Annotated in this window: 26 protein-coding genes; 10 read left to right on the top strand and 16 right to left on the bottom strand. The window is 37.7% G+C overall.

What is annotated here, in order from left to right:
• Positions 1 to 21: 21 nt before the first annotated feature.
• From AC04QZ_RS17625 to AC04QZ_RS17555, 15 genes are all read right to left on the bottom strand, one after another.
• A complete protein-coding gene (locus tag AC04QZ_RS17625; RefSeq protein ID WP_478358832.1) occupies positions 22 to 726 on the bottom strand; it encodes a hypothetical protein in 705 nt (234 codons plus the stop codon).
• A gap of 59 nt (positions 727 to 785) precedes the next feature.
• Complete coding sequence (locus tag AC04QZ_RS17620) at positions 786 to 1,463, bottom strand: DUF4397 domain-containing protein (RefSeq protein ID WP_478358831.1); 678 nt, start codon at positions 1,461 to 1,463, stop codon at positions 786 to 788.
• An 85-nt stretch (positions 1,464 to 1,548) separates the two neighbouring features.
• Positions 1,549 to 2,673, bottom strand: coding sequence for a DNA polymerase III subunit beta (dnaN, locus tag AC04QZ_RS17615; protein ID WP_086545224.1), 1,125 nt, complete (start codon positions 2,671 to 2,673; stop codon positions 1,549 to 1,551).
• Between the two features lie 33 nt (positions 2,674 to 2,706).
• Positions 2,707 to 4,392: a gliding motility-associated ABC transporter substrate-binding protein GldG gene (gene gldG, locus AC04QZ_RS17610; RefSeq protein ID WP_478358830.1), complete on the bottom strand. Its 1,686-nt coding sequence runs from the start codon at positions 4,390 to 4,392 to the stop codon at positions 2,707 to 2,709.
• Positions 4,392 to 5,117, bottom strand: a complete 726-nt coding sequence (gldF, locus tag AC04QZ_RS17605; protein ID WP_478358829.1) for a gliding motility-associated ABC transporter permease subunit GldF — start codon at positions 5,115 to 5,117, stop codon at positions 4,392 to 4,394. Before gldF ends, gldG begins: the two co-directional genes overlap by 1 nt.
• A gap of 267 nt (positions 5,118 to 5,384) precedes the next feature.
• Positions 5,385 to 6,071 (bottom strand): porin family protein, encoded by a 687-nt coding sequence (locus AC04QZ_RS17600; protein WP_478358828.1) that lies wholly within the window; start codon positions 6,069 to 6,071, stop codon positions 5,385 to 5,387.
• 120 nt (positions 6,072 to 6,191) lie between these two features.
• Positions 6,192 to 6,848 carry a porin family protein gene (locus AC04QZ_RS17595; RefSeq protein ID WP_478358827.1) on the bottom strand — a complete coding sequence of 219 codons (657 nt, stop codon included), beginning with the start codon at positions 6,846 to 6,848 and terminating at the stop codon, positions 6,192 to 6,194.
• A 180-nt stretch (positions 6,849 to 7,028) separates the two neighbouring features.
• The gene (locus AC04QZ_RS17590) at positions 7,029 to 7,559 is read right to left on the bottom strand and encodes a hypothetical protein (RefSeq protein WP_478358826.1); all 531 of its coding nucleotides are present in this window, start codon (positions 7,557 to 7,559) and stop codon (positions 7,029 to 7,031) included.
• Between the two features lie 240 nt (positions 7,560 to 7,799).
• Positions 7,800 to 8,294: a hypothetical protein gene (locus AC04QZ_RS17585; protein WP_478358825.1), complete on the bottom strand. Its 495-nt coding sequence runs from the start codon at positions 8,292 to 8,294 to the stop codon at positions 7,800 to 7,802.
• Positions 8,295 to 8,345: 51 nt separating this feature from the next.
• Positions 8,346 to 9,053, bottom strand: coding sequence for an ATP-binding cassette domain-containing protein (locus tag AC04QZ_RS17580; RefSeq protein ID WP_478358824.1), 708 nt, complete (start codon positions 9,051 to 9,053; stop codon positions 8,346 to 8,348).
• An 80-nt stretch (positions 9,054 to 9,133) separates the two neighbouring features.
• On the bottom strand, positions 9,134 to 10,054 hold the full coding sequence (locus tag AC04QZ_RS17575; protein WP_478358823.1) for a glycerophosphodiester phosphodiesterase family protein: 921 nt from the start codon (positions 10,052 to 10,054) through the stop codon (positions 9,134 to 9,136).
• Between the two features lie 181 nt (positions 10,055 to 10,235).
• A complete protein-coding gene (locus AC04QZ_RS17570) occupies positions 10,236 to 10,868 on the bottom strand; it encodes a response regulator transcription factor (RefSeq protein WP_086545214.1) in 633 nt (210 codons plus the stop codon).
• The gene (locus AC04QZ_RS17565) at positions 10,865 to 11,650 is read right to left on the bottom strand and encodes a sensor histidine kinase (RefSeq protein WP_478358822.1); all 786 of its coding nucleotides are present in this window, start codon (positions 11,648 to 11,650) and stop codon (positions 10,865 to 10,867) included. Before AC04QZ_RS17565 ends, AC04QZ_RS17570 begins: the two co-directional genes overlap by 4 nt.
• A complete protein-coding gene (locus AC04QZ_RS17560) occupies positions 11,629 to 12,276 on the bottom strand; it encodes a hypothetical protein (protein ID WP_478358821.1) in 648 nt (215 codons plus the stop codon). The genes AC04QZ_RS17565 and AC04QZ_RS17560 overlap by 22 nt, the downstream gene beginning before the upstream one ends.
• Positions 12,277 to 12,288: 12 nt before the next feature.
• A complete protein-coding gene (locus AC04QZ_RS17555) occupies positions 12,289 to 12,843 on the bottom strand; it encodes a hypothetical protein (RefSeq protein ID WP_478358820.1) in 555 nt (184 codons plus the stop codon).
• 338 nt (positions 12,844 to 13,181) lie between these two features.
• On the opposite strand from AC04QZ_RS17555, the gene AC04QZ_RS17550 reads away from it, so the two are divergent.
• From AC04QZ_RS17550 to AC04QZ_RS17520, 7 genes are all read left to right on the top strand, one after another.
• Entirely contained in the window at positions 13,182 to 14,618 is a 1,437-nt protein-coding gene (locus AC04QZ_RS17550; RefSeq protein WP_478358819.1) for a S8 family peptidase, read from the top strand.
• A gap of 35 nt (positions 14,619 to 14,653) precedes the next feature.
• The gene (locus tag AC04QZ_RS17545; protein WP_478358818.1) at positions 14,654 to 14,818 is read left to right on the top strand and encodes a hypothetical protein; all 165 of its coding nucleotides are present in this window, start codon (positions 14,654 to 14,656) and stop codon (positions 14,816 to 14,818) included.
• A gap of 941 nt (positions 14,819 to 15,759) precedes the next feature.
• Entirely contained in the window at positions 15,760 to 17,403 is a 1,644-nt protein-coding gene (locus AC04QZ_RS17540) for a glycine--tRNA ligase (protein WP_086545208.1), read from the top strand.
• 92 nt (positions 17,404 to 17,495) lie between these two features.
• Positions 17,496 to 18,179, top strand: coding sequence for a 2'-5' RNA ligase family protein (locus tag AC04QZ_RS17535; protein ID WP_478358817.1), 684 nt, complete (start codon positions 17,496 to 17,498; stop codon positions 18,177 to 18,179).
• Between the two features lie 106 nt (positions 18,180 to 18,285).
• Positions 18,286 to 19,128: a ThuA domain-containing protein gene (locus AC04QZ_RS17530; RefSeq protein WP_478358816.1), complete on the top strand. Its 843-nt coding sequence runs from the start codon at positions 18,286 to 18,288 to the stop codon at positions 19,126 to 19,128.
• A 120-nt stretch (positions 19,129 to 19,248) separates the two neighbouring features.
• Positions 19,249 to 19,656, top strand: coding sequence for a helix-turn-helix domain-containing protein (locus AC04QZ_RS17525; protein WP_478358815.1), 408 nt, complete (start codon positions 19,249 to 19,251; stop codon positions 19,654 to 19,656).
• A gap of 86 nt (positions 19,657 to 19,742) precedes the next feature.
• A complete protein-coding gene (locus AC04QZ_RS17520) occupies positions 19,743 to 20,507 on the top strand; it encodes an SDR family oxidoreductase (protein ID WP_086545204.1) in 765 nt (254 codons plus the stop codon).
• A gap of 152 nt (positions 20,508 to 20,659) precedes the next feature.
• On the opposite strand, the gene AC04QZ_RS17515 is transcribed toward AC04QZ_RS17520, so the two are convergent.
• Positions 20,660 to 21,868 (bottom strand): C40 family peptidase, encoded by a 1,209-nt coding sequence (locus tag AC04QZ_RS17515; RefSeq protein WP_478358814.1) that lies wholly within the window; start codon positions 21,866 to 21,868, stop codon positions 20,660 to 20,662.
• A gap of 136 nt (positions 21,869 to 22,004) precedes the next feature.
• On the opposite strand from AC04QZ_RS17515, the gene AC04QZ_RS17510 reads away from it, so the two are divergent.
• The 3 genes from AC04QZ_RS17510 (at position 22,005) to AC04QZ_RS17500 (ending at position 25,916) form a co-directional block, all read left to right on the top strand.
• Entirely contained in the window at positions 22,005 to 22,694 is a 690-nt protein-coding gene (locus AC04QZ_RS17510; protein WP_478358813.1) for a CAP domain-containing protein, read from the top strand.
• A gap of 227 nt (positions 22,695 to 22,921) precedes the next feature.
• Positions 22,922 to 23,434 (top strand): GtrA family protein, encoded by a 513-nt coding sequence (locus AC04QZ_RS17505; RefSeq protein WP_478358812.1) that lies wholly within the window; start codon positions 22,922 to 22,924, stop codon positions 23,432 to 23,434.
• 700 nt (positions 23,435 to 24,134) lie between these two features.
• Entirely contained in the window at positions 24,135 to 25,916 is a 1,782-nt protein-coding gene (locus AC04QZ_RS17500) for an aromatic amino acid hydroxylase (protein ID WP_478358811.1), read from the top strand.
• Positions 25,917 to 25,979 lie beyond the last annotated feature (63 nt).

Below are 25,979 nucleotides of genomic sequence, written 5' to 3'. Positions count from 1 at the left end.
TAAGTGCTAATCTTTAAAGATTTAATTATTGGGAACCAAACGCTCTTTTAGTTTACCATTCTTTGCGCCTTCAATAATAACGGTATATACCTTTCCTTTAGCAAAATTAGTATAGGAAATTGAGTCTTGAACACCTGCAGAGTCAACTAAATTTAAAACAATAGACGTTTTACTTTTACCAATGTCGGTTATTTGTCTATAGCCAGATTTTTCTCCATAGCCCAATATTTCTTTGAAACTTTCAGCACGATCTGTAATGACAACCTTTGAGCCCAGTGTATAACCCATATTGATAAACATAATTTGAGCAAGATTCAAGTTTTGTCTTACTGTATCTTCATAAACAATCAGCTTTGCTTTGGTTGAAGGTAAACTGTCACTTTTAGTATAATAAATCGAATAATTTCTCCCTAAGCCAAAAGCTTGTTTAATTGAGCTGTTACTTATACTGGTAATGCTGTTTCGGGAGTCAATTTCATATTCTTTATCAGCTTCAACTACAAAATAAGATGAATTTGTACCAGTTGCCAATGCAGTTTGACCCGGCTGGCTATTAAATGCAGCTCCGTTAAAATAAAAATTTCGAGTCGTATCAGAAATAATATTATTGAAAATACGCACTTTAGCATCACCTTCAATTAAATTATCGTTTTTGATGCATGAGCTGATTAAAACGGCAAGTGTAAGAAGAAGAAATATTTTAGGAAACAATACTTTGTTTTTCATAATTAATCGCTGATGCTAATAAAACGTAAAGATAGCAGAAAGCATATTAAACATTGAAATTAATTATCGGTAATGATATGTGCTTCTAATGTTGCAGCTGTAGTACCACTGAACCAAATCGTATAAATTTTACCGCCTTCCAAGCTCGTTTTATCAATAGTTTTAACATTACCAGAACCGACTACCGTATATCTTAAATTAAATCCGGTATCTACTGTAAAATAGCTCGATGCTTCTTTAAAAGCCAGTCCATTTACAAACTGGGTACCACCCTGCACCATAACATTGATACCTGTCGCAAAATTAGGCGTCAGGTTAATCAGTTTTACTTTGGCTTTATCGGCCTCTGTATTACTTAAATTATCTTCATAACTTACAATTTCCAACTCTCCTTTTTTATTGGTCACCAAAAAAGTAGTATAGGTAATAGATGGTGTAAAATTTAACGAGGTATCAGTGGTTGTATTATTTGTTCCGGCGTAAGAAACGCTTCTATTGCCTGAAGGTATTTTTACATAATCGCTGGTTTCGCCAAAAGCTAAAGCTACACTGGTTAGTTTTTCATTATCTAAATAAACATCCTGATGTACGTCGGCCTGCGATGCGTTGACCATTTTCACCTTGGCCTGGCCTTTTACGACTTCATCTGGATTATCCTTTTTACAGGATGAAAAGCCTATACTACATAGGGCGGTGAGCAAAATCAATGATTTCGAGAGATTGTTATAGATTTTCATTGCTTGTGTTAGTTGATTAAAAACAAAAATGGCTCGGTCAAAAACCAAGCCACTTTCTTATCAAAACTAATAAATTAGTTTTTTCTTAATAACTATTATTTAGCATAACCGGCATCACCAACATTAAAACGTCTTCATTTTCGTCATTGGTTTGCGGAATCAAAAGTCCTGCTCTATTAGGTGTTGAAAGTTCTAAAGTCACTTCATCACCACTTAAATTACTCAACATTTCGATCAAAAAGCGTGCATTAAAGCCTATTTCAAGATCTTCACCATCATATTGGCAACTTAAACGCTCATGTGCCTCGTTAGCAAAATCTAAATCTTCAGAAGAGATATTTAACTCACTTCCGCTAATTTTCAATCTTACCTGATGTGTCGTTTTATTGGCAAAAATTACAACCCTACGAAGTGTGTTTAAAAACAGACTTCTGTCGATAATTAGTTTATTAGGGTTATTGGTTGGAATTACCGCCTCGTAATCTGGATAACGTTCGTCTATTAAACGACACACTAAATTGATATTTTCGAACTTAAAGAAAGCGCTGGTTGCGTTATAATCTACTGATACGTTAATATCAGTTGAAGGTAAAGCCGCTTTTAAAAGTGTTAAAGCTTTTTTAGGGAGAATAAATGATGTTGCTTTATCTGCCTTGCTATCCATACGGCGATACCTTACCAATTTATGTGCATCGGTAGCCACAAAGGTGATGTGCTGAGGAGATAACTGACAGAAAACACCTGTCATCGCGGGGCGTAGCTCATCGTTACTTACGGCAAAAATAGTTTTTGTAATGGCTTCAGTTAAAACAGATGCAGGTAAATTTACAGAAGACGCGTTTTCTACTACGGGAATCTTCGGAAAATCATCACCATTTTCGCCACTTAATTTATATTTACCATCGCCGGCACTGATCTCGATCGCAAAAGTACTGTCATCGATATTAAATGCGATAGGTTGATCTGGCAATGTTTTAAGCGTATCTAATAAAATTTTAGATGGAACAGCTACTTTACCTTCTTCCTTTGATTCTACAGCCAAAGCAGTTGTCATGCTGGTTTGCAGATCGGTAGCAGAGATAGTTAAGTTTCCATCTTTAATTTCGAAGAGAAAATTTTCTAATATAGGCAAAACCGTACTGCTGCTTGATGCACCATTTACGGTTTGTAAGTGTTTTAATAGAGTTGATGTGGATACAATAAATCTCATGATATTATTTAGTCTTCTTCAAAAATATAAAAATTATTTAGCGTACTTGTATTTGCGGTAATAATGTTGAAAAATCGCAAAGAATATTAACAATAGCAAGGGGGCCACTACATTTATAAATTGCCATTTCGTTTTTTCGAGCTTAATTTTGGCTTTATCCAACAATCTGATTTTTACTTCTTTATTCCGCAGCGCAATTAAGTTGTCGTTATCTGTAAAATAATCAACAATATTGAGCAATAAGGCCTTATTGCCAAAAGTACGCTGCGAATAACGATCGAAACCTAAGGGAAAGGGATTTCCATTTTGTTCCGATACCTGGTTTTTAAAAATATCGCCATCTCCTATTACAATCATTTTTGCTGCTTTACCTGTACTTTCCATGGTGTAAGGCTGTGTAATATTAGCCGGTAAAGGTCGACCGGCAAAAACCGATGGAAAATTACCTTCCAACATCAAACCAACATGCTGTGGCTTACTTTGGAAAGATCGTGGATCTAACTGTTCGCTTACCATTTGCAAGCTAAACAATTTTGGCACATTATATACTTTATTAAAAGGAGATGTTGCTAAAATATATGATTTCTTTACGCCTTTTACACCAATGGTATCTACTGTACTTGGAAATTCGGATTTTATTCCATCCAGCTTTTTCACAACACTTTCTACGGTATCGGGTAATAAAATGGGGTAATAAATCCAGGGCACTAATTGCATTTGGTTCTGCCCGCCAACAACACCTGTTGAAACCGGAATTTCGGCACTGTTTGCCGGATCAGCAATAATATCATAATTAATCCTTGCTCCATACATAAAAAGCATATCATCAAGGTTCAAATTACTGCTAACCGCCATTTGTCCGCTTTTTCCCCGCAAACTGTCCAATTCGGCACTTACCTGATCAATACTCCAGAGGACCCTCCCACCATTCATTACGAAATAATTGATTTTATATTTCTCCGTTTCTGTAAAAGGTTTTTTGGGTTTGGCGATAACCAGCATTTTCAATTTATCAAGCCCTGCTTTATCAATACTATTTAAATCGATACGGCCAACCAAATAACTGCTTGATAGGGTGTGAATGGCATCAGCCAGTTGCAAATCGGAGAGTTCGCCATTTGACTCGGAAAAACCAATACGAGGGTTATCTCCCGACAGTACTTTCTTTAAACTTGAAGTAAAAATATATTCCAGATTTTCAATAGCACGGTTTATATTATCTTCATAATTTCCCCGGGTATCTAAATTTTGGAAGAGCTTAATGGGAAATTCCTTCCCTTCGCTTTCCATCATGGCCATCGGAAAAACGAGTTTCTGCGTTAATCCACTTTCAGTTTTCACGCTCAAATTGGTTGCTTCTATTCCCCTGTCGTATAAATTATTGATCACAGTATCCTGATCGGACTGATTAAGCCCGGCTAGCGGATCAACAAAAACCACCTTAACTTCGGTTTTAGCATAAGCCCGATAGTCAGCTAAAATGTCTGACACCGCAGCCTGCAACCGTTTAAAAGCAGGTGGTAACTCTCCAGCTAAAAAGACAGTAATGATGACCGGTTTTTCATTCTGCTCCAATAAAGCTTTCGTCTTATCACTTAAAGTAAAACGTTTATCGGCCGTAAAATCAAAACGATGAAAAACATATTGCCCCACAACATTTAAAATAATCAATGCGGCTATAACGATGATAGAACTAATCCATTTATGCTTCAGCCTCATTATCGTTTCCCTCCTATGATTATTTTAGTGACCAATAAAAACAGCACTGAAAACGTAATAAAATAAATGAGGTCTCTGGTATCTAAAACACCACGGCTTATCGAGGTGTAATGTTGATTGATTCCTAAACTACTGATCATGTTGCCGATGCTTTGAAATGCAGCAAGCTGACTGCTATAATCGAAGCCTAAAAAAGCGAATGCACATAAAGTGGCACTGATTACAAAAGCAATTACCTGATTTTTAGTCAGCGCAGAGGAGAAAATGCCAATGGATGTGAAAGCAGCACCTAATAAAAACAGACCGATGTAAGAGCCAATTACCGATCCTGAATCGATATTTCCTTCAGGAAAACCCAGCTTTGAAATGCTGTAATAATAAATTAACGTCGGGATTAAGGCAAATAATACCAAAACCAGGCTCGCTAAATACTTTGCGAAGATGATTTGCCAGATCTGGATGGGCCGTGTGATTAAAAGCTCGTATGTTCCTTCTCTCCGCTCTTCGGCGAAAGACCGCATTGTAACGGCAGGAATAAGAAACATAAAAAGATAAGGAACCAAACTGAAAAAACCATCAAGTTCAGCGTAACCATAATCAAGTATGGAGGTATCAGGAAAAAACCAAAGTAACAGGCCAGAAACCAATAGAAAAATGCCAATGGTTATATAAGCAACCATCGAACTTAAGAAACTGAATAACTCGCGTTTAAAAACTGCGTACATGTGCTATTAAAACGCCGAAGTTAACCATTTATTCCTGCAAATTTAAAAGGAATTGATTAAATGAATGGATTATCAAATCTGCAATATTTAAATTTAAAAAGAGGCCTTATCATAAATAGAATTGTCATCCTGAGCCTGTCGAAGGACCTGCTTAAAGTCTCGCAAAACGTTTCGACTACTTGTCCCGATTCTTCGGGAAACTCAACGTGACAAATTAGAACTGAATTAAACTTATGGTACAGCCTCTTCAATATTTCCCGATTCGGTTTAGAAAGAAAAACCTAAACCCACTGATAATACGCGGTTAGTTACTTTTGATTTATTCGTATCAGCATAATCAAGGTTACTCAAGCCTAAACCATAACCCGCGTTGATGTTAAAACCATTACTTAGCTTATAACCTGCTAAGAAATTAATCCCAAAATCTCCTCTTTTCATCGTACCATCTTCTCCAAATTTGATTTCTTCTTCTTCTGAATTAGTTATGGTACTACCTCCACCACTTAATGTTGCTGTAGATTTATTTTTTCCGCTTATGGCCATTGCATAATAAGGGCCTGCACCAATAAAAAATTTTCCATCACCTAAATCGAAATTAAATACTGCATTTACAGGAAGTTCAATATACATCATACTGATTTTCGAATTAGCAGTAATCGTATAAATGTTTCCTGGCTCCGCATTAAAATAAGAAAAATCACTTTTCCCACCCTTACCAATTAAAGATAAGCCGGGCTGGACTGAGAATATTTCTGAAACAGAAATATCCATCGTTCCACCTACAAAAAAAGAGGTACTCATTTTTTGTTTATACCCATTGTTTTTGGTCCCCGATGCACTAAAGGTTGGAAATGTTACACCTGCTTTTACACCAATTTTGAGATTGTTTGTTTGAGCTAAAGCTGCAAAGCCTAAACCCGCAACAGTTAATAAAGATAATACTAGTTTTTTCATCAGTTTAGATTTGTTTTCAATTGTGATGAAGCCATCACGATTTTTCATTTAATGAATGATTTTGAAAATCATGATGACTTCATTTGTTTTTTTGAAAATCACTTTTTATTTGCCTTGGTTTTAGAAAGCAAAACCAACGCCTACTGAGAAAACTTTATTTTTAAAGGTAATCTCATCTGAGAGATCAGTATCTGCAATGCTGCTTAATCCCAATCCATAACCTGCGTGGATGTTAAAGCCATTGTTTAATTGGTAACCAGCCAAAAAGTTTAAACCAAAATCGGTTCTTTTAAATTCTGATTCTGCTTCGCCAAATTTAATGTCTTCTTTTATCGACCCGTATTTACCATTTGCACTTAATGCATAGGCAAAGTATGGCCCTGCGCCTAGAAATACTTTCCCAGCGTTTCCTAATTTAAAATTCGCTAATAAATTTACCGGTAACTCCAGGTATTTAAAATTTAATGTTGCCTCATCTGTAACTGCAATATCATCATCTTCGAAATCAATATCACCACTAGCCAGTTTTGTTCCTTTGTTTATAAAAGTTAAGCCCGGTTGAATTGAAATTACATCAGATAATACAAATTCGGCTGTACCGCCAACATAATAAGATGTTTTTGCATCAAAACTGACCGATGTACTTCCTGATGATATGGTCATGTTTGGAAAGGCTACCCCGGCTTTCACGCCAAAAATTACAGGTTTACTTGTTTGAGCTGAAGCTGCAAGGCTTAGACCTGCAACTGTTAATAAAGATAATACTAGTTTTTTCATCTGATTTTTACAAATTATTTTTTAGTTTCCGTGCCTTCGCCTCATCAGCGAAAACAGTACAATAATAAATAAACTAATTTGATAGTTAAAATTTTGTTTTCCAACTTTACCACGTTAAATGGCTGATATACAACAAAGCCCCCAACTTCGTGGAGGCTTTTGAATGAATTATGGTTTTTATTATAAACCGAATGCAAATGCAGCACGTAAGCCGATAAAGCCTGTAGAACCGCCATTTCCTGACCAGTTTTCGTAACGTAAACCGAAATCTAAACTAGATTTATCGGCAACAGAAAACGATGCACCTAAAGTTGGTGCAACAGCAAATAAAGTGTTGCCACCGCTTTCAGTACTAATTGCAGCACCTAATTCACCAGCGCCATAGAAGTTACCACCAAAATAGTATTTAGCACCAGCCTTTAGTGGAACTACACCTGTACTTGTTGGAAGTCCTAATGCTTTAAAAGCGTCCTTAGTATCGCCTGTAAGCATTAATGATAAATAACCAGCTGAACCAGTTAGGCTTAAAGATTTTGCTACCGGATGTTCGTACTGTAATGAACCACCTACGATTAAGGTCTTTGAATTTTTCTCTGTTGGTAAACCAAACTCAGCACCGATGCTTAGTTTTTGAACTGCTCCTTCTGTTTGAGCTGAAGCTGCAAAGCCTAAGCCCGCAACCATTAATAAAGAAAGTAATACTTTTTTCATGTGATTTTTAGATTATTGTTCGTTAATTATTTACTGTTTTTAGACAAGCATTATGCCAAAAACGTTACAAACGAAACAAATGAAGCTAAAACAAAAGCACAAGACATTGATTTACTGACAATTACACACAAACAGTTTTTATTCCAATAAGTTGTAGGCGTGCTAAAAAAGACTAAATTATTGTATGCTTATCATGAATTAATTGAATAAAAAACAATAAGGGAGCTTCTTAATTATTACTTATAACCCAAACATATAGGCAAATCTGATTCCAACAAAACCTTTGGTGTTTGTTTTATTTGAATCGGAAAACTCATTTTTTCCTGTCCATGCTTCATATCTTATGCCTAAATCCAGTTTATTTTCGCCCGATAGCTTAAATTGATTTCCAATGCCCGGCGACCAGACCAATAAGGTTTTTTGTCCATTGTTTAGTGGCAATGCTGCACCTAACTGCCCTTCGGCATAAAAGCTTTCACCCAGCTGATATTTCAAGCCAGCTTTAGCGGGTAGATAAGTTAAATCCTGAACTTTAAAAAACTGGTTTCGTTTACCAAAGAAATTCATAAAACCTCCATTTAGGGATATGGCAAAATCAGCAGCTATTGGAAAATCAGCTTTTATTGAGGCGCCCAAACCTATTCCTGATAAATTAACGAAGTTTCCTGATGGTAAACCTATTTCTGCGCCAATACCAATACTGGTGGTGCTTTGGGCTTTCAATATAAAAGGCATTAAAAATAGAAAGGTGATTAAGGCGTTTTTAATTTTTGGACAAAACATGAATTAAGCGGTAAGTTTTCTAAAAATATCTTCTAATGATTGTTGCTGGTGGTTTTTTTTCAGGCCTTCGAGGGAATCTTTCGCTACGATTTTACCTTTGCTGATAATGATGATATCATCACAAATGGCTTCAACCTCTTGCATAATGTGCGTAGAAATGATAACCGTTTTAGCTGCGCCTAATATTTTGATCAGCTGCCTGATGTCAACCAGTTGGTTGGGATCTAAACCAGAAGTGGGTTCATCTAAAATTAAAACTTCCGGATTGTGTATAATGGCTTGTGCCAAACCTACCCTTTGGCGGTAACCTTTTGATAACATCCCGATCTTTTTATGCTGTTCTGGTGTTAAACCTACCATTTTGATTACCTCATCAATCCGTGCAGGTAAATGGCTAAGCTTATAGGTCTGGCCAACAAAATTTAAAAATTCCTTTACATACATATCAGCATAAAGCGGGGTATTTTCAGGAAGGTAACCAATATGTTTTTTAGCTTCGATAGCTTCTGAAAGAATGCTCTTTCCAGAAATTTCAGCCTCACCAGATGTTGGTTCTAAATAACCGGTTAGCATACGCATGGTGGTAGATTTACCAGCACCATTAGGGCCAAGAAAACATAAAATACGACCTGGTTTGGCTTCAAAACTTATTGAATCGACCGCCTTTTGCTTATCGTAATGTTTAGAAAGATTTTTAACTGAAATACTCATTTTATTTTTTTGCCACAGATTACACAGATAAACACAGATTTTAACGTTTCCCGATCTGTGTCTATCCTGTTTGTCTGTGGTTAATTAACATATGGTGAATTTATTTTTTTATTATACCTAAACTTATCCAGTTCTTCTGATGCCTGCGGTAAATTATCGCCCGATAAAATATCTGCACCGTTATTAACCAAATGATAATAAACATTTTTTACTGGACTGGCCATGGCACTCTTGTCGATATTCCCCATGGTGCCTAAAATAGTGGTAATGCCCTTATTGTGCAGGTATTGATAGAGTTCTTTATCAGGAGCAGATACACCAACAAAAGCTACAATGCGGTTATTGGGAATGCCCATGTTATTTAATCGTTTCAATTCCGCTTTCTTCTGGACGGAGGCTGAAATCATTAGCCCGGGTGCCAATTGATGTACTTCCTTCGCCTGATCTGCAGTATAGGTGATAATTATCGAGTTACTTTCCACTTTATACTGTCTTACTTTTTCAATCACTTTCGAGTAAGAAACTCCTTTTTTTAAATCGATAGTTAACAAAACTTTTCCTTTGCTCCAGCTCAATACGCTATCTAAAGTCGGGATTTTAAATTTTGTTTCTTTGCCCGCATCATCTTTAAGATTAAAGGCTTTCAACTCCTCGTAAGTATAGTTGCCGATCGGCCCTTTTCCTGTCGAAGTCCGATCGAGCTTATCATCGTGCATAATCACCATTACCGAATCTTTACTGTAAGCGATATCAAATTCGATGATGACCGGATTATAGGTAGTGGCATTGTCAAACGTTTCGATGCAGTTTTCAGGAAAACCAGGCATTGGGCCACCACGATGCGCACTAATTAGTGGAAAACGGTTTTCTGGCGACCATTTTAAGAATTGATATAACTCTGCGGGTGTATTAAACTTAATATATTGATGGCTTTTTTCTTCTGGTTTGCATGAGGTAAAAACTGCAACAATAACCAGGAATAGCAAATGATGAAATTTCATGCTTCAAAAGTAAACAAATTGCTTAACTGTTAAACGGGTTAATCGGTTAATTGTCGAGGTGGTTAAATGGTTATGGTTAATTGTTGAAATTGCTTAATTGTTTAAATTGGCTAATTGCTTAATCCACAATTTTAAACATCATGCACAATTAACCAGTTTATACAGTTTAAACGATTAACCTCTAGGCAAATCCATTCTTAATGGCAAAAACAGCCAATCCTACCCGGGTTTTAAGTTCGAGTTTTTCGCAGAGCTGATCGCGATAGCTTTCAACAGTCCTTGGACTACAGAACATTTTATCCGCTATTTCTTTATAATTTAGCTCCGTAACGGTGTATTTTAAAAACTCCTTCTCCCGATCTGAAATTTTGATCTCCACATCTTTGGTTTTATTCAGGCTGGAGAAAATGATTTTTGATGCCCAATCAGGATAAAAAAATCCGTTGATATTCAATTTAGTCAGTGCGTTTTCGAGCTCTACCGGATGTGCATTTTTTAACAGGTAACCTTTAGCGCCGTTGCTCACCATTTTAATCACACTTTTTTCTTCACCCTGCATGCTCAGCGCCATTACCTTTACCTCCGGGTGATGTTCGGTTACCCAGGTTACGGTTTCAAAACCATCCATAATGGGCATACTAATATCCAAAAGTAAAATATCGGGTATTTTATTGCTGTTTTCGAAGTTTTTAATCAGCTCTTTTCCGTTTTCACAAACGTAGATCACCTCAAAGGCTGCAAAATTATCGATAATGCCTTGAAGTGCTTTTGCAATCAGGATATGATCATCAACAATAACTATAGTTTTTTTCATGCCGGGCCATTTAAAATAATAGTAAGGGTGGTGCCTAAATCGGGTTTGCTTTCTAAGTTAAATTGTCCACCGATTATTTCGGCTCTTTTTTTCATGTTTTTTAATCCTATACCATCAGAAGTGATCTGATCATAATCAAATCCTACACCATCATCCTGTATTTTTAAGACTAAAAAAACCTCAGGTGAAGAACTTAATTGAATCTTAATGTTACTGCAATGTGCATGTTTTAAACTGTTTTGAAGAAATTCCTGGGTTATCCTCAATAATACATTCTTTTTCACAAACTCAAGATCTAGACTTTCGAAATTGTATTGAAAGGTTACCTTACATTTTTTCAAAGCATTAAGGTTGTTCACTTCTTCCTGTATTAAAGTTACAATTTCATTTTCACTTATATTATCGTTCGTTAAGTTTTTCGACAAACTTCTCAAGTCTTGGAGCGATGAATTAATAATCTGATAAATCTGTTCAATTCTTGTACTTGCCTGTGGCACTTTATTTTCGTGCACCAATTGCTGGGTATAAAGGCTCACCAATGTTAATTTTTGCCCGATATTATCGTGCAATTCGCGGCCAATCTGTTGCATGGTGGCCTGTTGTATTTCTAGCTGTGTAGTTAAAAGTTCCTTTTGATGTATTTCGTTGGTGATTTTGATTTCATTCAGATATTCTCTTTTCCGCTCTTTGTATTTTTTAATGTAAACCATAATGGCCACAACAAACAGCACGAAAAACAGGTTAAAAAGGATGATTGTAATTAAGAGTTCTGTTTTCCCCATATAAATGAAATTGAGAATAATATATACATTACAATCCCCGATACCAGAAAATAATCGAAATAAATATTCCAGATCTGTTTATATTCTACCAGCAGGTAATAAAACGTCCAAAACGGCAAGGTTCCGATATAAAACAACGTTACCCCCAAATTAACATAAAACATCCTGTTTCTATTAAAATTAATGATATCGGAAGAGGTGATCTGTTTGTAATATTCCATCACCACTAAAACCATCAAAATAAGGGAACCAAAAGTATAGTTAAATGAAAAGATTATTTTACTCCCTTTAAAGTAGAATTCGCTGGGTATAAATGATATTAAATATAATAAGGAGAGTACCCAAAACAGCTTTTTATTGTTAAAAGATTTCAAAGCATAAAGCCAGTAAAAAAAGATAAACTGAAAAGGGATAACGATATAGTTATAATAGGTTGTTTTAGAAAAACTAAGGTAGGCTCCTCCCCATTTACCAAAGGCCTCACAGCTAAAAACAGCTACCAGAAAATATACGAAAAAACGCCAGTATTGCTTTTTTAAGCCTTTTAAATGCAGCAAAGCAACAATTGCAGTCCCTCCTTCAATCCAAAGAAAGCTATCGCTCAGAAATTTCTGAAAGCTGTTCATACCTATGGCACATTAATAAATTTCAACCGCAGCTTCTGCAGGTGGAATAAGCTGTCCGTGATTTTGAGCCATTACCTCACGCGACTGGCTTGCATTACTATCCGAACTCATGGCCATCAAGGTAACTGGTTGCTGCTTTTCTCTTTCTTTTAGTGGAAAAGTGGTACGGTCTAAAGGATTAAAGTCATAATCCTGGAAGCTTCCGTCACTACTCTTCTTTTTTAAAGTAGGGATCATCACCAGTGTATGTTTCTGAGCATAATTTTTGCCTATCGATTTTTCACCTTCAAAGCCATTCCATTCGTTCTCTTTTGGATAAGCAGCATAATAAAAACGGATACCCAGCGCCCCATCTGCAATGCGCGGGTCTACTTTTTTGCTAAAAAATTCGATGTCGGCAATAAATTTCTTTAAGGTTTTTAAGCCGAAAGAAACCGAATGTGAATCGGTTATGCCCAATACTTTATTAATGGCCGCTAAATGATTATTGCGGTAACCATCTACCATTTGCTGAATTGTGGCCGGATCCATTGTATTTGGATGTCCAGGTCTTTCGTTTTTTTTCATAAGATCGATTATTTTTTGTAACAGATAATACGCTAGCGCCCCACATAAAAACACGATAGCATAGGTTGGCAGATGTTGCATTTCCATAATTTTTAAGTTTTAATTAAAGTTAACTTTTATTCCCAAATGTGATAAAACTTTTATGGATAATAGATGGGGTTTTCCCCATATTTTAATGTTGTTTTTACCGCTTTTTATTTTGTTGCTTTTACTACTGGTTTTTAGTGTTTTACCTGCCATTTCTTCAATGTAACTATTCCAATTTTGGGTATTGTTTAACACAAAGGAACAAGCCGAAAATCCTGAATAGAGTAGGCAAAACCTAAAACATTAAAACCATGTCAAAAACATTGAAAAAAGAAGAAAAAGTAGAGTACACCGGAAGATACCTGGTATTACTGCCAGAAGGATCTAACACCTCCGATTCTATTAACCAGATCAATTCTGTTAGCGGATTGAACTTAAAAAGCTCCTTAGAATTTGAAAACGAGTTTTTCACGGATAAAGACCTTGCTAAAACCGATGGTATCATCCTAGACAAGCTAGGTATCGCTATTGTAAACGAAAAACCAAAAATTGAAAATTCAATCAGCAGTTTAGGCGAAACTGAAATGATTGTAGAAAAGGAAAGAGTAGTTTATGCCATTGGAATGCTGGATGAAAGTACCCAAAATTATGTAGAGGGTTACAGAGATGCGGTAAACCAAATGACCAATGTATTGGTTGGAACCGAAACAGAAGATTACAGCTATGAAGAGCAAGAATCGGAAGTAGAATCTGTTGGCGCCACCTGGGGATTAAAAGCCACCAATGTGGTACCCACCAGCTTTTTAAGATACAATCCTTACAATGGTGCCGGCATTAAAGTTGCCATATTGGATACAGGATTTGATTTCAATCACCCTGATTTTGCTGGCCGCCCTGTTGTTCATCAAAGTTTTATCAGCGGAGAAAGTACGCAAGATGGACATGGCCACGGCACACACTGTACTGGTACGGCCTGTGGCCCTTCTAGCTCGCCATCGGCTACTGAAAGATACGGTATTGCATATGCCGCGAGTATTTATATCGGAAAAGTTTTAAGCAATGGTGGATCTGGTGGTGATGGTGGTATTCTTGCCGGTATTAACTGGGCCATTGCCAACCGTTGCGATGTGGTAAGCATGTCGCTGAGGGGCTTTGTAACAGGAGCAGGTTATTCAGCTGTTTTTGAAACCGCTGCAGCGCGCGCTTTGGCACAAGGCACTTTAATTATTGCTGCTGCAGGAAACGACTCGGCAAGGCCAGGCACGGTAAGACAGGTAATGCACCCTGCAAATTGCCCGTCAATAATGGCTGTTGGTGCGGTAGATGTGAATATGAATGTAGCTGCTTTTTCTAACGGAGGCCTTTACCCAACTTATGGCGCTGTAGATATTGCCGCTCCGGGTGTTAACGTATACTCTTCTACAAAACTGCCCACCAAATATGCAAGCTGGAACGGAACCAGTATGGCTACACCACATGTTGCAGGTATTGCAGCACTATGGGCACAAGCATCGGGTTTGAGAGGAATTAATTTATGGAGAAAATTAACCTCAACGGCAAAAGCCTTACCTTTACCAGGTAGAGATGTAGGAGCTGGATTGGTACAGGCACCTACAAAAACAAGATTGATAAAATACCCAATTGATAGATTACCGATTGATAAATTCCCAATTGATAAACTCCCTATTTTAGTTAATCCGAAATTCCCTATCGATCCAATTGGTCCAATAGAAAAAATTATAAGATGAAAACAAAATGGTTAATATCTGTAAAAAACGACGCAATGGATTTAGTAGTCAAATCGCTGAAGGAAATTGGTGTTAAAGATGTAGAAGCCTTAGATGCAATTGGTGTAATCGTAATTGTTCCGGGCAATCATAAAATTGCAGATATCAAAAAAATTGATGGCGTATTAAGTGTTGAAGAGGAAAGGGACATCAGCATTTAAGCCAGCAAAACCTAATCATGCGCTTAATTTTAAAATCGGTGCGACATTTAGTTGCACCGATTTTTTTTATAGCTGATTTAGGCTTGATGAGTAAAGGTGCTGTAGCCTTTTATGGGAAGGCTTCGGTCAGGCTGTTTGCTATTAATACAAAAATAGAAGCACTAAAGTGGCCACCTAAACCTGATTGCAGCGGGCAAGAGTGTAACGATTAAAGCGGAAAGCAGGACTACTGAAACCGACTAGCGTTCCAATTGCTTTCCATATTATTTGAACCATTTAAGAGATTTAAGGGCAAATAAGCTGACTGGCAAGACTGCCTTTCGCCCGTTTTCGACCACCTAAGACACCTTAGTACACCGAAGTTAAGTGCAGAAATTCTAAAATCTGCAGTTCCTTACCATTGATCAAAAACCTTTTACCTTTTACCTTGATTGCAGCGGGCAAGAGTGTAACGATTAAAGCGGAAAGCAGGACTACTGAAACCGATTAGCACGGCAATTGCTTTCCATATTATTTTACCATTTAAGAGATTTAAGGGCATATAAACTGACTGACAAGGCTCCCTTTCGCCCGTTTTCGACCACTTAAGATACCTTAGCACACCGAAGTTAAGTGCAGAAATTCTAAAATCTGCAGCTCCTTTGCCATTGATCAAAAACCTTTTACCTCTTACCTTTTACCTTGATTGCAGCGGGCACGAGTGTAACAAGTAAAGCGGAAAGCAGGGTTGATTAAACCGATTAGCGTTCCAATTGCTTTTCAAATCATTTGAACCATTTAAGAGATTTAAGGGCAAATAAGCTGACTTATCACGGATCTGATTCCCTTAAAAGATGCTGAAATAAATTCAGCAGGACGATCGGATTGTTTTTTTAGCTTGATCAAAAACCTTTTACCTTTTACCTCTTACCTTTTACCTTATTTATTATCTTTGCTGCATTATGGCTCAAAAGAATAACGACGAACAATTTAAAAATGTAATATCACACGCTAAAGAATACGGTTTTGTATTCCAGAGCAGCGAAATATATGATGGCTTAAGTGCTGTTTACGATTATGGCCAATTGGGTGCCGAGTTAAAAAACAACATTAAAACCTACTGGTGGAAAGCTATGGTGCAGATGCACGAAAACATTGTAGGGATTGATTCTGCAATTTTTATGCATCCCAAGGTTTGGAAAGCCAGCGGACACGTTGATGGTTTTAACGACCCCATGATCGACAACAAAGATTCTAAAAAACGTTACCGTGCCGATCAGCTATTAGAGAATAAAATTGATGAGTTATATTCAGAACTGGCCAATTTCAGTGCGGAGAATAAGGCGAAATTTGAAGCATTTCAGCAAGAAATATTGGGTTTAAGTGATGAGGGTCAGGCAAGCTGGGTTCCAACATTTAAAGATGAGGAAACGATTTTAGACCACGCAAAATATCCTTTTGTGGAGGAAGCAAGCTGGAGATTTGTTAAAAAAGGTTTAACGCTTGAGGTAGAAATGAACCTTGCGCTGAAATCGGAAAACTTAGCACAGCTAAAAGATTTAATTGTTGATTACAAAGTAATCTGCCCGATTTCTAAAACTTCTAACTGGACTGATGTACGCCAGTTTAACCTGATGTTTAGTACCCAATTCGGTGCAATGGCCGAAGGTAGCGATGAAGTTTATCTTCGTCCGGAAACAGCGCAGGGTATTTTCGTAAACTTTTTAAACGTTCAAAAATCTGGAAGGATGAAAATTCCTTTCGGTATTGCGCAGATTGGTAAAGCCTTCAGAAATGAGGTAATTGCCCGTCAGTTTATTATGCGTATGCGTGAGTTTGAGCAAATGGAAATGCAATTTTTTGTTCGCCCGGGTGAAGACAAAAAATGGTTCGAATACTGGAAAGAAGCACGTTTAAAGTGGCATAAAGCTTTAGGTACTTCGCCTGAAAAATACCGTTATCACGACCACGTAAAATTAGCACACTATGCCAATGCCGCTACTGATATTGAATTCGAATTCCCATTCGGATTTAAAGAAGTTGAAGGTATCCATAGCCGTACCGATTTCGATTTAACCCAACACCAGGAATATTCTGGCAAGAAAATGCAGTATTTCGATAACGATTTAAATGAAGAAGGTAAACCTTATGGCAATTACGTTCCTTATGTAATCGAAACTTCAATCGGTTTAGACCGTATGTTCTTGTTAACCATGATTAATGCCTTTGAAGAGCAGGATTTAAGCACCGATGATAAACAGGATAGCCGTACTTTATTACGTTTACACCCTGCTTTAGCACCTTACAAAGTTGCCATTTTCCCATTAACCAAAAAAGATGGCTTGCCTGAAAAGGCCCGCGAAATTATGGATACCTTGAAATTTGATTTCAACTGTATTTATGAAGAGAAAGATGCGATTGGTAAACGTTACCGTCGTCAGGATGCTGTGGGCACGCCTTTCTGTATTACCGTTGATCATCAAAGTTTAGAAGATAACACAGTTACCATTCGTCACCGTGATAGCATGGAGCAAGAACGCGTAGCCATTGCCGATTTAGGAAACATTATTGGCTCGGCAGTAAGCTGGAAAACCTTGTTAGCATAAAACGAATCGTCATGCTGAATTTAATTCAGCATCTCACAAGATAAATAATTCAGTCGCAGGTTTTACCCCTGCGACTTTTTTGTGTATAAAAAATGAATTTAGCCGAACATTACCATAAACTGTATACCGACGCTGTTGCGAAAATATCAGCTGGCCGTTATGAAACAGATCATTTAATCGATTCAGATACCGACCAGCGTTTTGGACTCACTTTGGTCATCAGGCCTGATGCGGCAACCAACACCAACATCCAACAGTTTTTAGCGGAAGCGGAAGCCATTGAACCTGATCAATATTATTATCAAAATTCAGATATCCACATTACCTTAATGTCTATCATTTCCTGTTATGAGGGCTTCGATTTAAAGGATATTGAGGTGGAGGACTATATTCAGCTTATCCAAAAGGTGCTTGCGAGGCATAAAAGTTTCAAAATTCAGTTTAAAGGGCTTACGGCATCACCATCCTGTATTTTAATTCAAGGTTTTTTAACGGATACCTTAAACGAAATCAGAGACGATTTACGGGCAGGCTTTAAAAATTCAGGTTTGCAACAAAGCATCGATAAACGTTATACCATCCAAACTGCCCATGCTACAGTAATCCGTTTCAGATCGGAGCTGAAACATAAAGATGTTTTGCTTAATCTGATCGAAAAGTACAGGGATTTTGATTTTGGCACTTTCGAAGTAAAGCAAATAGAACTTGTTTATAACGATTGGTACCAAAGGGAAAGATTGGTAAAAAAACTACAGGTATTTGAATTGGGATCATAATATCAATCGATTGAACTGTTTGTAAAACCACATTCTGGCTTTGTTATTTTCTAAGGCAAATTCAATTAAACGGTGTTTTATTAATTTAGTAAGCTAATCTGACCAAATGTATAAGGCCAAAAAATCGATACTCACCATTTTAGTTGTTTTTTTCAGCATTTCAATGGTTATTGCACAGGGCAAACCAAAATTTAAGGTCATTGCCTTTTACACGGCCAAAAATGATCAGGCGCATATCAGTTTCGTTCATGAGGCAAACAAATGGTTTTCTAAAATGGCTGAAAAATATCACTTCAGCTACGATTCTACGGCAAACTGGAATAATTTAAATGCCGGATTTCTAGCTAAATATCAGGTTGTTTTGTTTTTAGATACCCGGCCGGAAGCAGCCGAACAGCGCAAGGCTTTTGAAAAATATATGGAAAATGGTGGCGGATGGATGGGCTTTCATTTTTCAGCCTTTGCCCTGTCAAAATCGGCTTTCGTTCAAAACTGGAACTGGTACCACCATACTTTTTTAGGATCGGGTGAATATGGCAGTAATACCTGGCGACCAACATCGGCAATACTTAAAGTAGAAAACAAAAAACATCCGGTAACCAAACACCTGCCCAATACCTTTAAAGCACAGCCCAACGAATGGTATCGCTGGCAGAATGATTTAAGAAAAAACCCAGACATCCAGATTTTACTATCTATTGATTCATCTAGTTTTCCGCTAGGTACCGGGCCAAAAGCACACGAGATCTGGCATAATGGTTATTACCCGGTGGTTTGGAGCAATAAAAAATTTAAAATGGTTTATGTAAACATGGGGCATAATGATATTGATTACGAGCACAAGTACGATAAAACCAATAAAACGCTCTCTTACACCTTCGGCAATGAAACACAGAATAAAATGATCATCAACAGTTTATTATGGTTAGGGAAGGGAAAAAATAAGTAATTTTCCATAAACTGCCAGATAGCGCGTAATCCTTTGGTCACAAATACCATTACCATAGGTTTCAGATTTCATAATCATTTAGCTGAATATTATATTTGTTTACACCGGAATCGCTTTGATATGAAAATCCCACAGAAGTTTTTTGCCCGTCAACACGAAATCGCAGCCGATTTTTTAAAAGAGCTGGATAAACATTTAGACGATGTGGTATCGGGCCGGGCAACTGAAATGTTCGAAGTAAGAGATTTTGCCGAACTTATTCATGTTCACCCCACACACTTAAGCAATACCATTAAATCGGCAACAGGTTATTCGCCTTGTTATTTCTTTGAAGAACGTTTAATGGAAATTTCGAAATCGATGTTGCAGAATGTAAGTATGCCTATTGCCGAAATCGCAAGGACATTAACCTACGATCCCTCTAACTTTACCAAGTTTTTTAAACATTTCTCCGGCCAAACACCTAAGCAGTACAGAGAAGCTTATTTCCAGTCTTTAGCCGCCAATAAGGAAATTGTCACCATATAAAACTTAAACAGTCACCATTTTTACTTAAGCTATCACCATTTTTACAGCGGCTTTCCATCTAACTTTGTTTAACAAATTAAAAGAAAATGGAAACACAAAATAAAATTGCCCTGATAACCGGCGGTAGCCGCGGATTAGGAAAAAATGCCGCTTTAAAAATTGCAGCAAAAGGAATTGGTGTCATTGTTACCTATCAATCAAAAAAAGAAGAAGCCGAAGATACCGTTAACGAAATAAAACAGTTAGGGGTTCAGGCTGCAGCATTACAGTTAAACGTTGCCGATACTAAAACTTTCGATGCCTTTTTTACGGAAGTTAAAACGGTATTGAAATCTGTTTTTAATGCCGAAAAATTCGATTTTCTAATTAATAATGCGGGTATTGGCATTCATGCTTCATTTGCAGAAACGACTGAAGAACAATTTGATACTTTGGTAAACATCCACTATAAAGGAGCCTTCTTTTTAACCCAAAAGGCTTTGGCATTATTAAATGATGGCAGTGGGATTATTAATCTTTCTACTGGTTTGGCACGTTTTGCTACCCCTGGCTATGCGGCCTATGCCTCAATGAAGGGTGCAATGGAAACCTTAACAAAATATCAGGCCAAAGAATTAGGTGCAAGAGGGATTAGATCGAACATTGTTGCTCCAGGGGCCATAGAAACCGATTTTGGTGGTGGCGTAGTGCGCGATAATGATCAGCTAAATGCCGGAATTGCTTCGCATACCGCTTTAGGCCGTGTAGGTTTACCTGATGATATTGGCGGCGTAGTTGCTTTTTTATGTACCGAAGATGCCAGATGGATTAATGCGCAACGCATTGAAGCATCGGGTGGTATGTTTTTGTAAAATTTAGTTAACCGCTAAGGCGCAAGGGTCACAAAATCAATTAAAACCCTTGCGTTCATGCTGAACTTGTTTCAGTATCTGTAACTATTAAGATCCTGAGATGAACTCAGGATGACGCTAAAACTTATTGAACATCTGCTTCAACCCAACCGTTAATAGGCTGAGGTGCCATACCAGTCATGTTGATCTACCCTTGTAATTTCGGGCTTACCAATCTGGTTTAAAAAACGTTTGGCGCTCACCAGAGTTTTACTTTCCCGCTCATCAAAATTGGAAGCATCCGGTTTTAAGCTGTTAATCCTGACCATTCCTGCTGATTGAATAAATTCGCCATCGCCCATATAAATAGCAGTATGCGTTATCCTCCCTCCTGTAGTTCCCCTTAGCTTTGCAGCGGCAAAAAACAGTAAATCGCCAGCCTTTAAATTGTTAAGACACTTAGTCAGGCTGATTGAATCCTGTTCTAAAATATCAACATCTTCGCCAACCAAAGCTTGTTGTGAAGCATCTCTCGGAATAATGATCCCATTCAGAAAATAACTTGTTTTGGTAAAACCGCTACAATCTACACCTTTGTTAGATGTACCACCCCAAAGATAGGGTACGCCAATTAATGTTTTCGCCGTAGTCAAAATAGCTTCAGCGCTTGGATTAGGCCTTTTAATCCAGCTCGAAAACAACTTCGCATCAGATTTTTTAATGTAGCCTGTACGTTTATCAGGGAAAAGAACCTGATAATAAGCTTTTTCTTCACCAGTTAACACTAAGATATTGCCACTCACTAAATCAGAAACGCGGGAGGCGTTCACATCTGCCTGACTAAAAGCATGACCGAAATCGGAAGTAAAAATAATCCTTTTCGATTTTTTCCATTCCTCAAAGGCCGCTTTATCCATTACACTTACAGCGGTACCGTCAGTCCATGATAAGTAACCATCGGGTGTGCGTACCAGATAATAACCACCTTGCTTTTTTAATACCTGCACAGGCGTACCCAAAATCATTTGTGTCATCATTTCTGCCGCATTTTGAGGGGCGGCTCTGTTGTTACAGACCGAAAGATTGGCTAATCCGTATTCCATTCCGGTCATTTTGTTCGAAGGAAGCAGTGTGTTTATTTTAACGAAGCCCTTAAAATCTTTGGTTTGATTATTTAGTGCCTCAAGCACTTGTGCCGATGTACTTTCTGCAATAACCGTATCTCCTTTAAACTGAACATTAAAATAAACAGACCGTTTATCTGGCGCAAACTCTTTTTTTACCTGATTCGAAACAGTTCTATATGCTGCCGTATCAACCTGCGCCTGTAAGGAAACCGCAAAATTTAATAAACAGCCCAGTATTAATATTCTTTTCATCATCGTTTTATGAAAATAAAATTACGAATATTCATATTGCCTAATGAGGTAAATGCTGTAACTAATTGCTTACTCGATATTATTTTTAACAAACGAGAAATAAAAAAAATTAAAAGACGTTATCCATGAAAATCGTCCTATGTTTAAAAAACTTCTACCCATTCTTTTACTCTTATTTTTTGCCAGTCAGGTTAAGGCCCAAAAATGGACTGATGCCGAATTTCGCAAGGCCAATACGGCCGCAAATGCTTCTTATTTAAGCAACGAAGAAAAAAACATTGTGATGTATATGAACCTGATCCGCATTGATGGCGAAAAGTTTTATTATACGTTTTTAGAAGACTACATTAATAACTACAATGCTAAAGTGCGTAAGTACAGAAATTACAACGAACTCCGGATTACCAGAAATAATTCCTATTACACCTCTTTACTTAAACATTTACGTGGCGTAAAAAACCTGCAGATGTTTTATCCTGATGATAAATTAACTTCGTTAAGCCGCAGCCATGCACAGGATTTAAACAGGAATAATCTCGATACACACGAAAGCAGTAACGGAGATAAATTCTCAAAACGATTATCCCGATACTTCCCGAATAAGGCCATGAGCGAGAATATCGATTTTGGTTACTCGAACAGTTTAGATATTGTTTGCCACTTATTATTAGATTGTGGTGTACCCTCCCTTGGTCACCGTTTTAATTTACTCGATCAGAAATACAAGCTCAATACCGTTGGGGTAAGCATACAGCCCCACCCCTCTTATACCTGGTGTGCAGTGATTGATTTTGTTGCGCAATCTGCGTATTACACCAATAATGAGTAATTGCATAAATGATCTTATTACTATGGCAATAAAAATATAATTGTAAATTGCGCCCAACAATAAAGGGTGCACAATAAATGCATATTTCAAGGCCACCACGTCCTGCTGAACTCGTTTCAGCATCTTTATCGCAGGAAAAGATCCTGGTCCCGAAGTTTCGGGACAGGATGACGACCGCTTATGCAATTTGATGTATGCCCGATAACCACAACGAACAGTTTTAAGTAATGCGCAAAATAATTTTAGCCGTCATAGATTTTTTTCACCCTCCTTTTAAAAAATTTATTTCCTTACATAATTTCAGGTACCTGGCCACTGGTGGTGGCACTTTGCTGCTGGGAATCTTAAGTTATTATTTTGCTTACTTTTTCATTTTTAAAACCGAAGAGGTAGATTTTGGCGTGATTGTGCTTCAGAGAGAAACTGCATCATTATTAGTCGATTATGCCATTGCCATCCCCACCAGTTTTTTACTCAACAAATACATCATATTTACACATAGCGAACTAAAGGGCAGGGTTCAGCTTTTCCGGTTTTTAAACCTTCAATTCATTAACATACTGGCCAATTATGTTTTATTGAAGTTTCTGCTGGAACTGTTAAGAGATTACCCAACTTTAGCCATGCTTTCGAGAATACTGGTATCGGTTTTAATGGCACTTTTCAGTTACCTGTATCAGCACTATTTTACGTTTAGCGTAAAAAAAATAGGGGGCAAAAAAGCAGGTAAGAAACATTAATAACCCTCGGTAATGGTTTTGCCACAGAGGCACGGAATATTTGTAGCGCAGTTTAGGTGCCAATATTTGCTATTATTTTCGTTTTGCAGCGAACTGCCTAAAAAACCTAATTCATCAGCACAAGCCTTTGTAACTAAACGGGATGGAAGCGGCATCCCCGATTCTTCATCAGGGATATAGCGAACAGCCCGACAGAACCTCTACAATGAAATACCACAGCACCTTTCCTAATCATCAGGTTCAATTTTAAATAACCAAAACCTTAATATTTCGATATTTTTTGGAAAGCAGGCCACAAGCACTTCGGTTTCTACTGTCCCGCCTTTGCTTCAAGTCCTCACTCGCGCCTCGTTCCGGGCTTTACGCGCCAGTCGGGTTTAGATGGCCAATAATTTGCTACTATTTTCGCTTTGCAGCGAACTGCCTAAAAACCTAATTCATCAGCACCAGCCTTTGTAACTAAACGGGATGGAAGCGACATCCCCCGATTCTTCATCGGGGATATAGCGAACAGCCCGACAGAACCTCTACAATGAAATACCACAGCACCTTTCCTAATCAATAACAGATGATCAACGTTATCTTTTTCACGCACCTAAACCTTTATTGCTTTAACCTGTTAATTTATGCAGCCGCTTTCTTGATAAGATAAAAACAACATCCTAACTTAGCTGCCGACCAACTTATTTTCAGATTAACCATGAGCCATTTTAATGATTTTAATAATGCGCAGGTAACGAAATTGCCCAATCATTTAAAGCAATTTATTGTTGACCAGAATTACGAAAAATATACACCAATCGATCAGGCGGTGTGGCGTTATGTGATGCGCCAGAATTATAGTTATCTAAAAAATGTTGCTTATTACCCATATATAAAAGGCTTACAGCGAGCTGGTTTGAGTATTGAACACATTCCCGACCTGCAAACCATGAACGATAACCTGGGCAAGATTGGCTGGGGAGCTGTTACTGTTGATGGTTTTATTCCGCCAGCAGCATTTATGGAGTATCAGGCTTACCGTGTACTGGTCATTGCGGCCGATATCCGCCAGATTAACCACATCGAATATACACCAGCCCCCGATATTATACACGAAAGTGCTGGCCACGCCCCTATTATCGCCGATACCGATTACAACAATTATTTAAGTTATTTTGGCTCGATTGGTGCCAAAGCCATGTTTTCGGCTAAAGATTTTGAACTTTACGAAGCCATCAGGAAACTATCGATTTTGAAAGAAGCTGTCGATGCTGATGAATTTCAGATCGCAAAGGCAGAAAAGGAATTGCGCTACATTAGTGAAAATATGGGCGAGCCTTCTGAAATGGCTTTACTTGGCCGCTTACACTGGTGGACGGTTGAGTATGGTTTAATTGGTACTTTAGAGAACCCCAAAATTTATGGTGCGGGTTTGCTTTCTTCTATTGGTGAAAGTGCAACCTGCATGCAAAGTGATGTGCAGAAACTTTGGTACAATATTGATACGATTAACTATGCCTACGATATTACCAAACCACAACCGCAGCTTTTTGTAACCGAAACATTCCAAAACCTGATTGATGTTCTGGAAACTTTTGCCAACACCATGGCCTTTAGAAAAGGTGGAACAGAAAGCATTATGAAAGCAATTGCCTGTAAAAATGTGGCCACAGCGGTTTATAGCTCGGGTTTACAGGTAAGCGGTGTTTTTACCGATATTGGTGTGGGTACAAAAGATGAGGTCACCTTTATTAAAACAACTGGTCCTTCCGCACTGGCATTTAACGGAAAGCAATTAGCAGGTCATGGAAAACACTACCATGCCGACGGTTTTTCGTCTCCTGTGGGTAAGTTAAAAGATGCTGTAAAGGCATTTGAAGATTACAAGCCCAATGATTTACAGACCCTGGGGGTAATTTTAGGCGAAAAGGCTGAACTTATATTTGAAAGCGGCATTAAAGTAATTGGTACCGTTAAGGATATTATTACAGAAAACGATAAGCTTCTTTTAATTGCCTTTAAAGATTGTACGGTTACAGAAGGTAATGGAAACATCCTGTTTAAACCCGAATGGGGCATTTACGATATGGCGATAGGTGAAACGATTGTTTCAGTTTTTAATGGCGCCGCCGATAAAGACGCCTACGAGGAGATTACTTTAATAAGCAATGAGAAAACGCATCAGATTGTTTACGATGATAAAACGTTAAAACTGCACGGTTTATACCAAACAGTTCGTGCGATTAGGGAAAGTGGCGAAGGTTTGGATCAGCTTGCCGAAATCTTTGCACAACTTAAAACGAACCACAGGCAGGACTGGCTTTGTGCATTGGAAATTCTGGAAATTATTTACCATAAAAAGATTTATCATCAGCTGGAAAAAGAGATTCAGGTTTACCTGGAAATCAAAGCTGGCAGGGAGCTTGATCACAGCAAATTGATCAGTGATGGTTTGCATGTAATTAAAAACCCGGTAAGCCAGTTGATTGTGGAGGATTGACCCATACCTTTAATTTTATTAATTTTATGATATGTTTAATACAAATAGATGCTGAAATAAATT

This window comes from Pedobacter folensis, from assembly GCF_056490665.1.
This window is presented reverse-complemented; position numbering and strand designations above follow the sequence as displayed.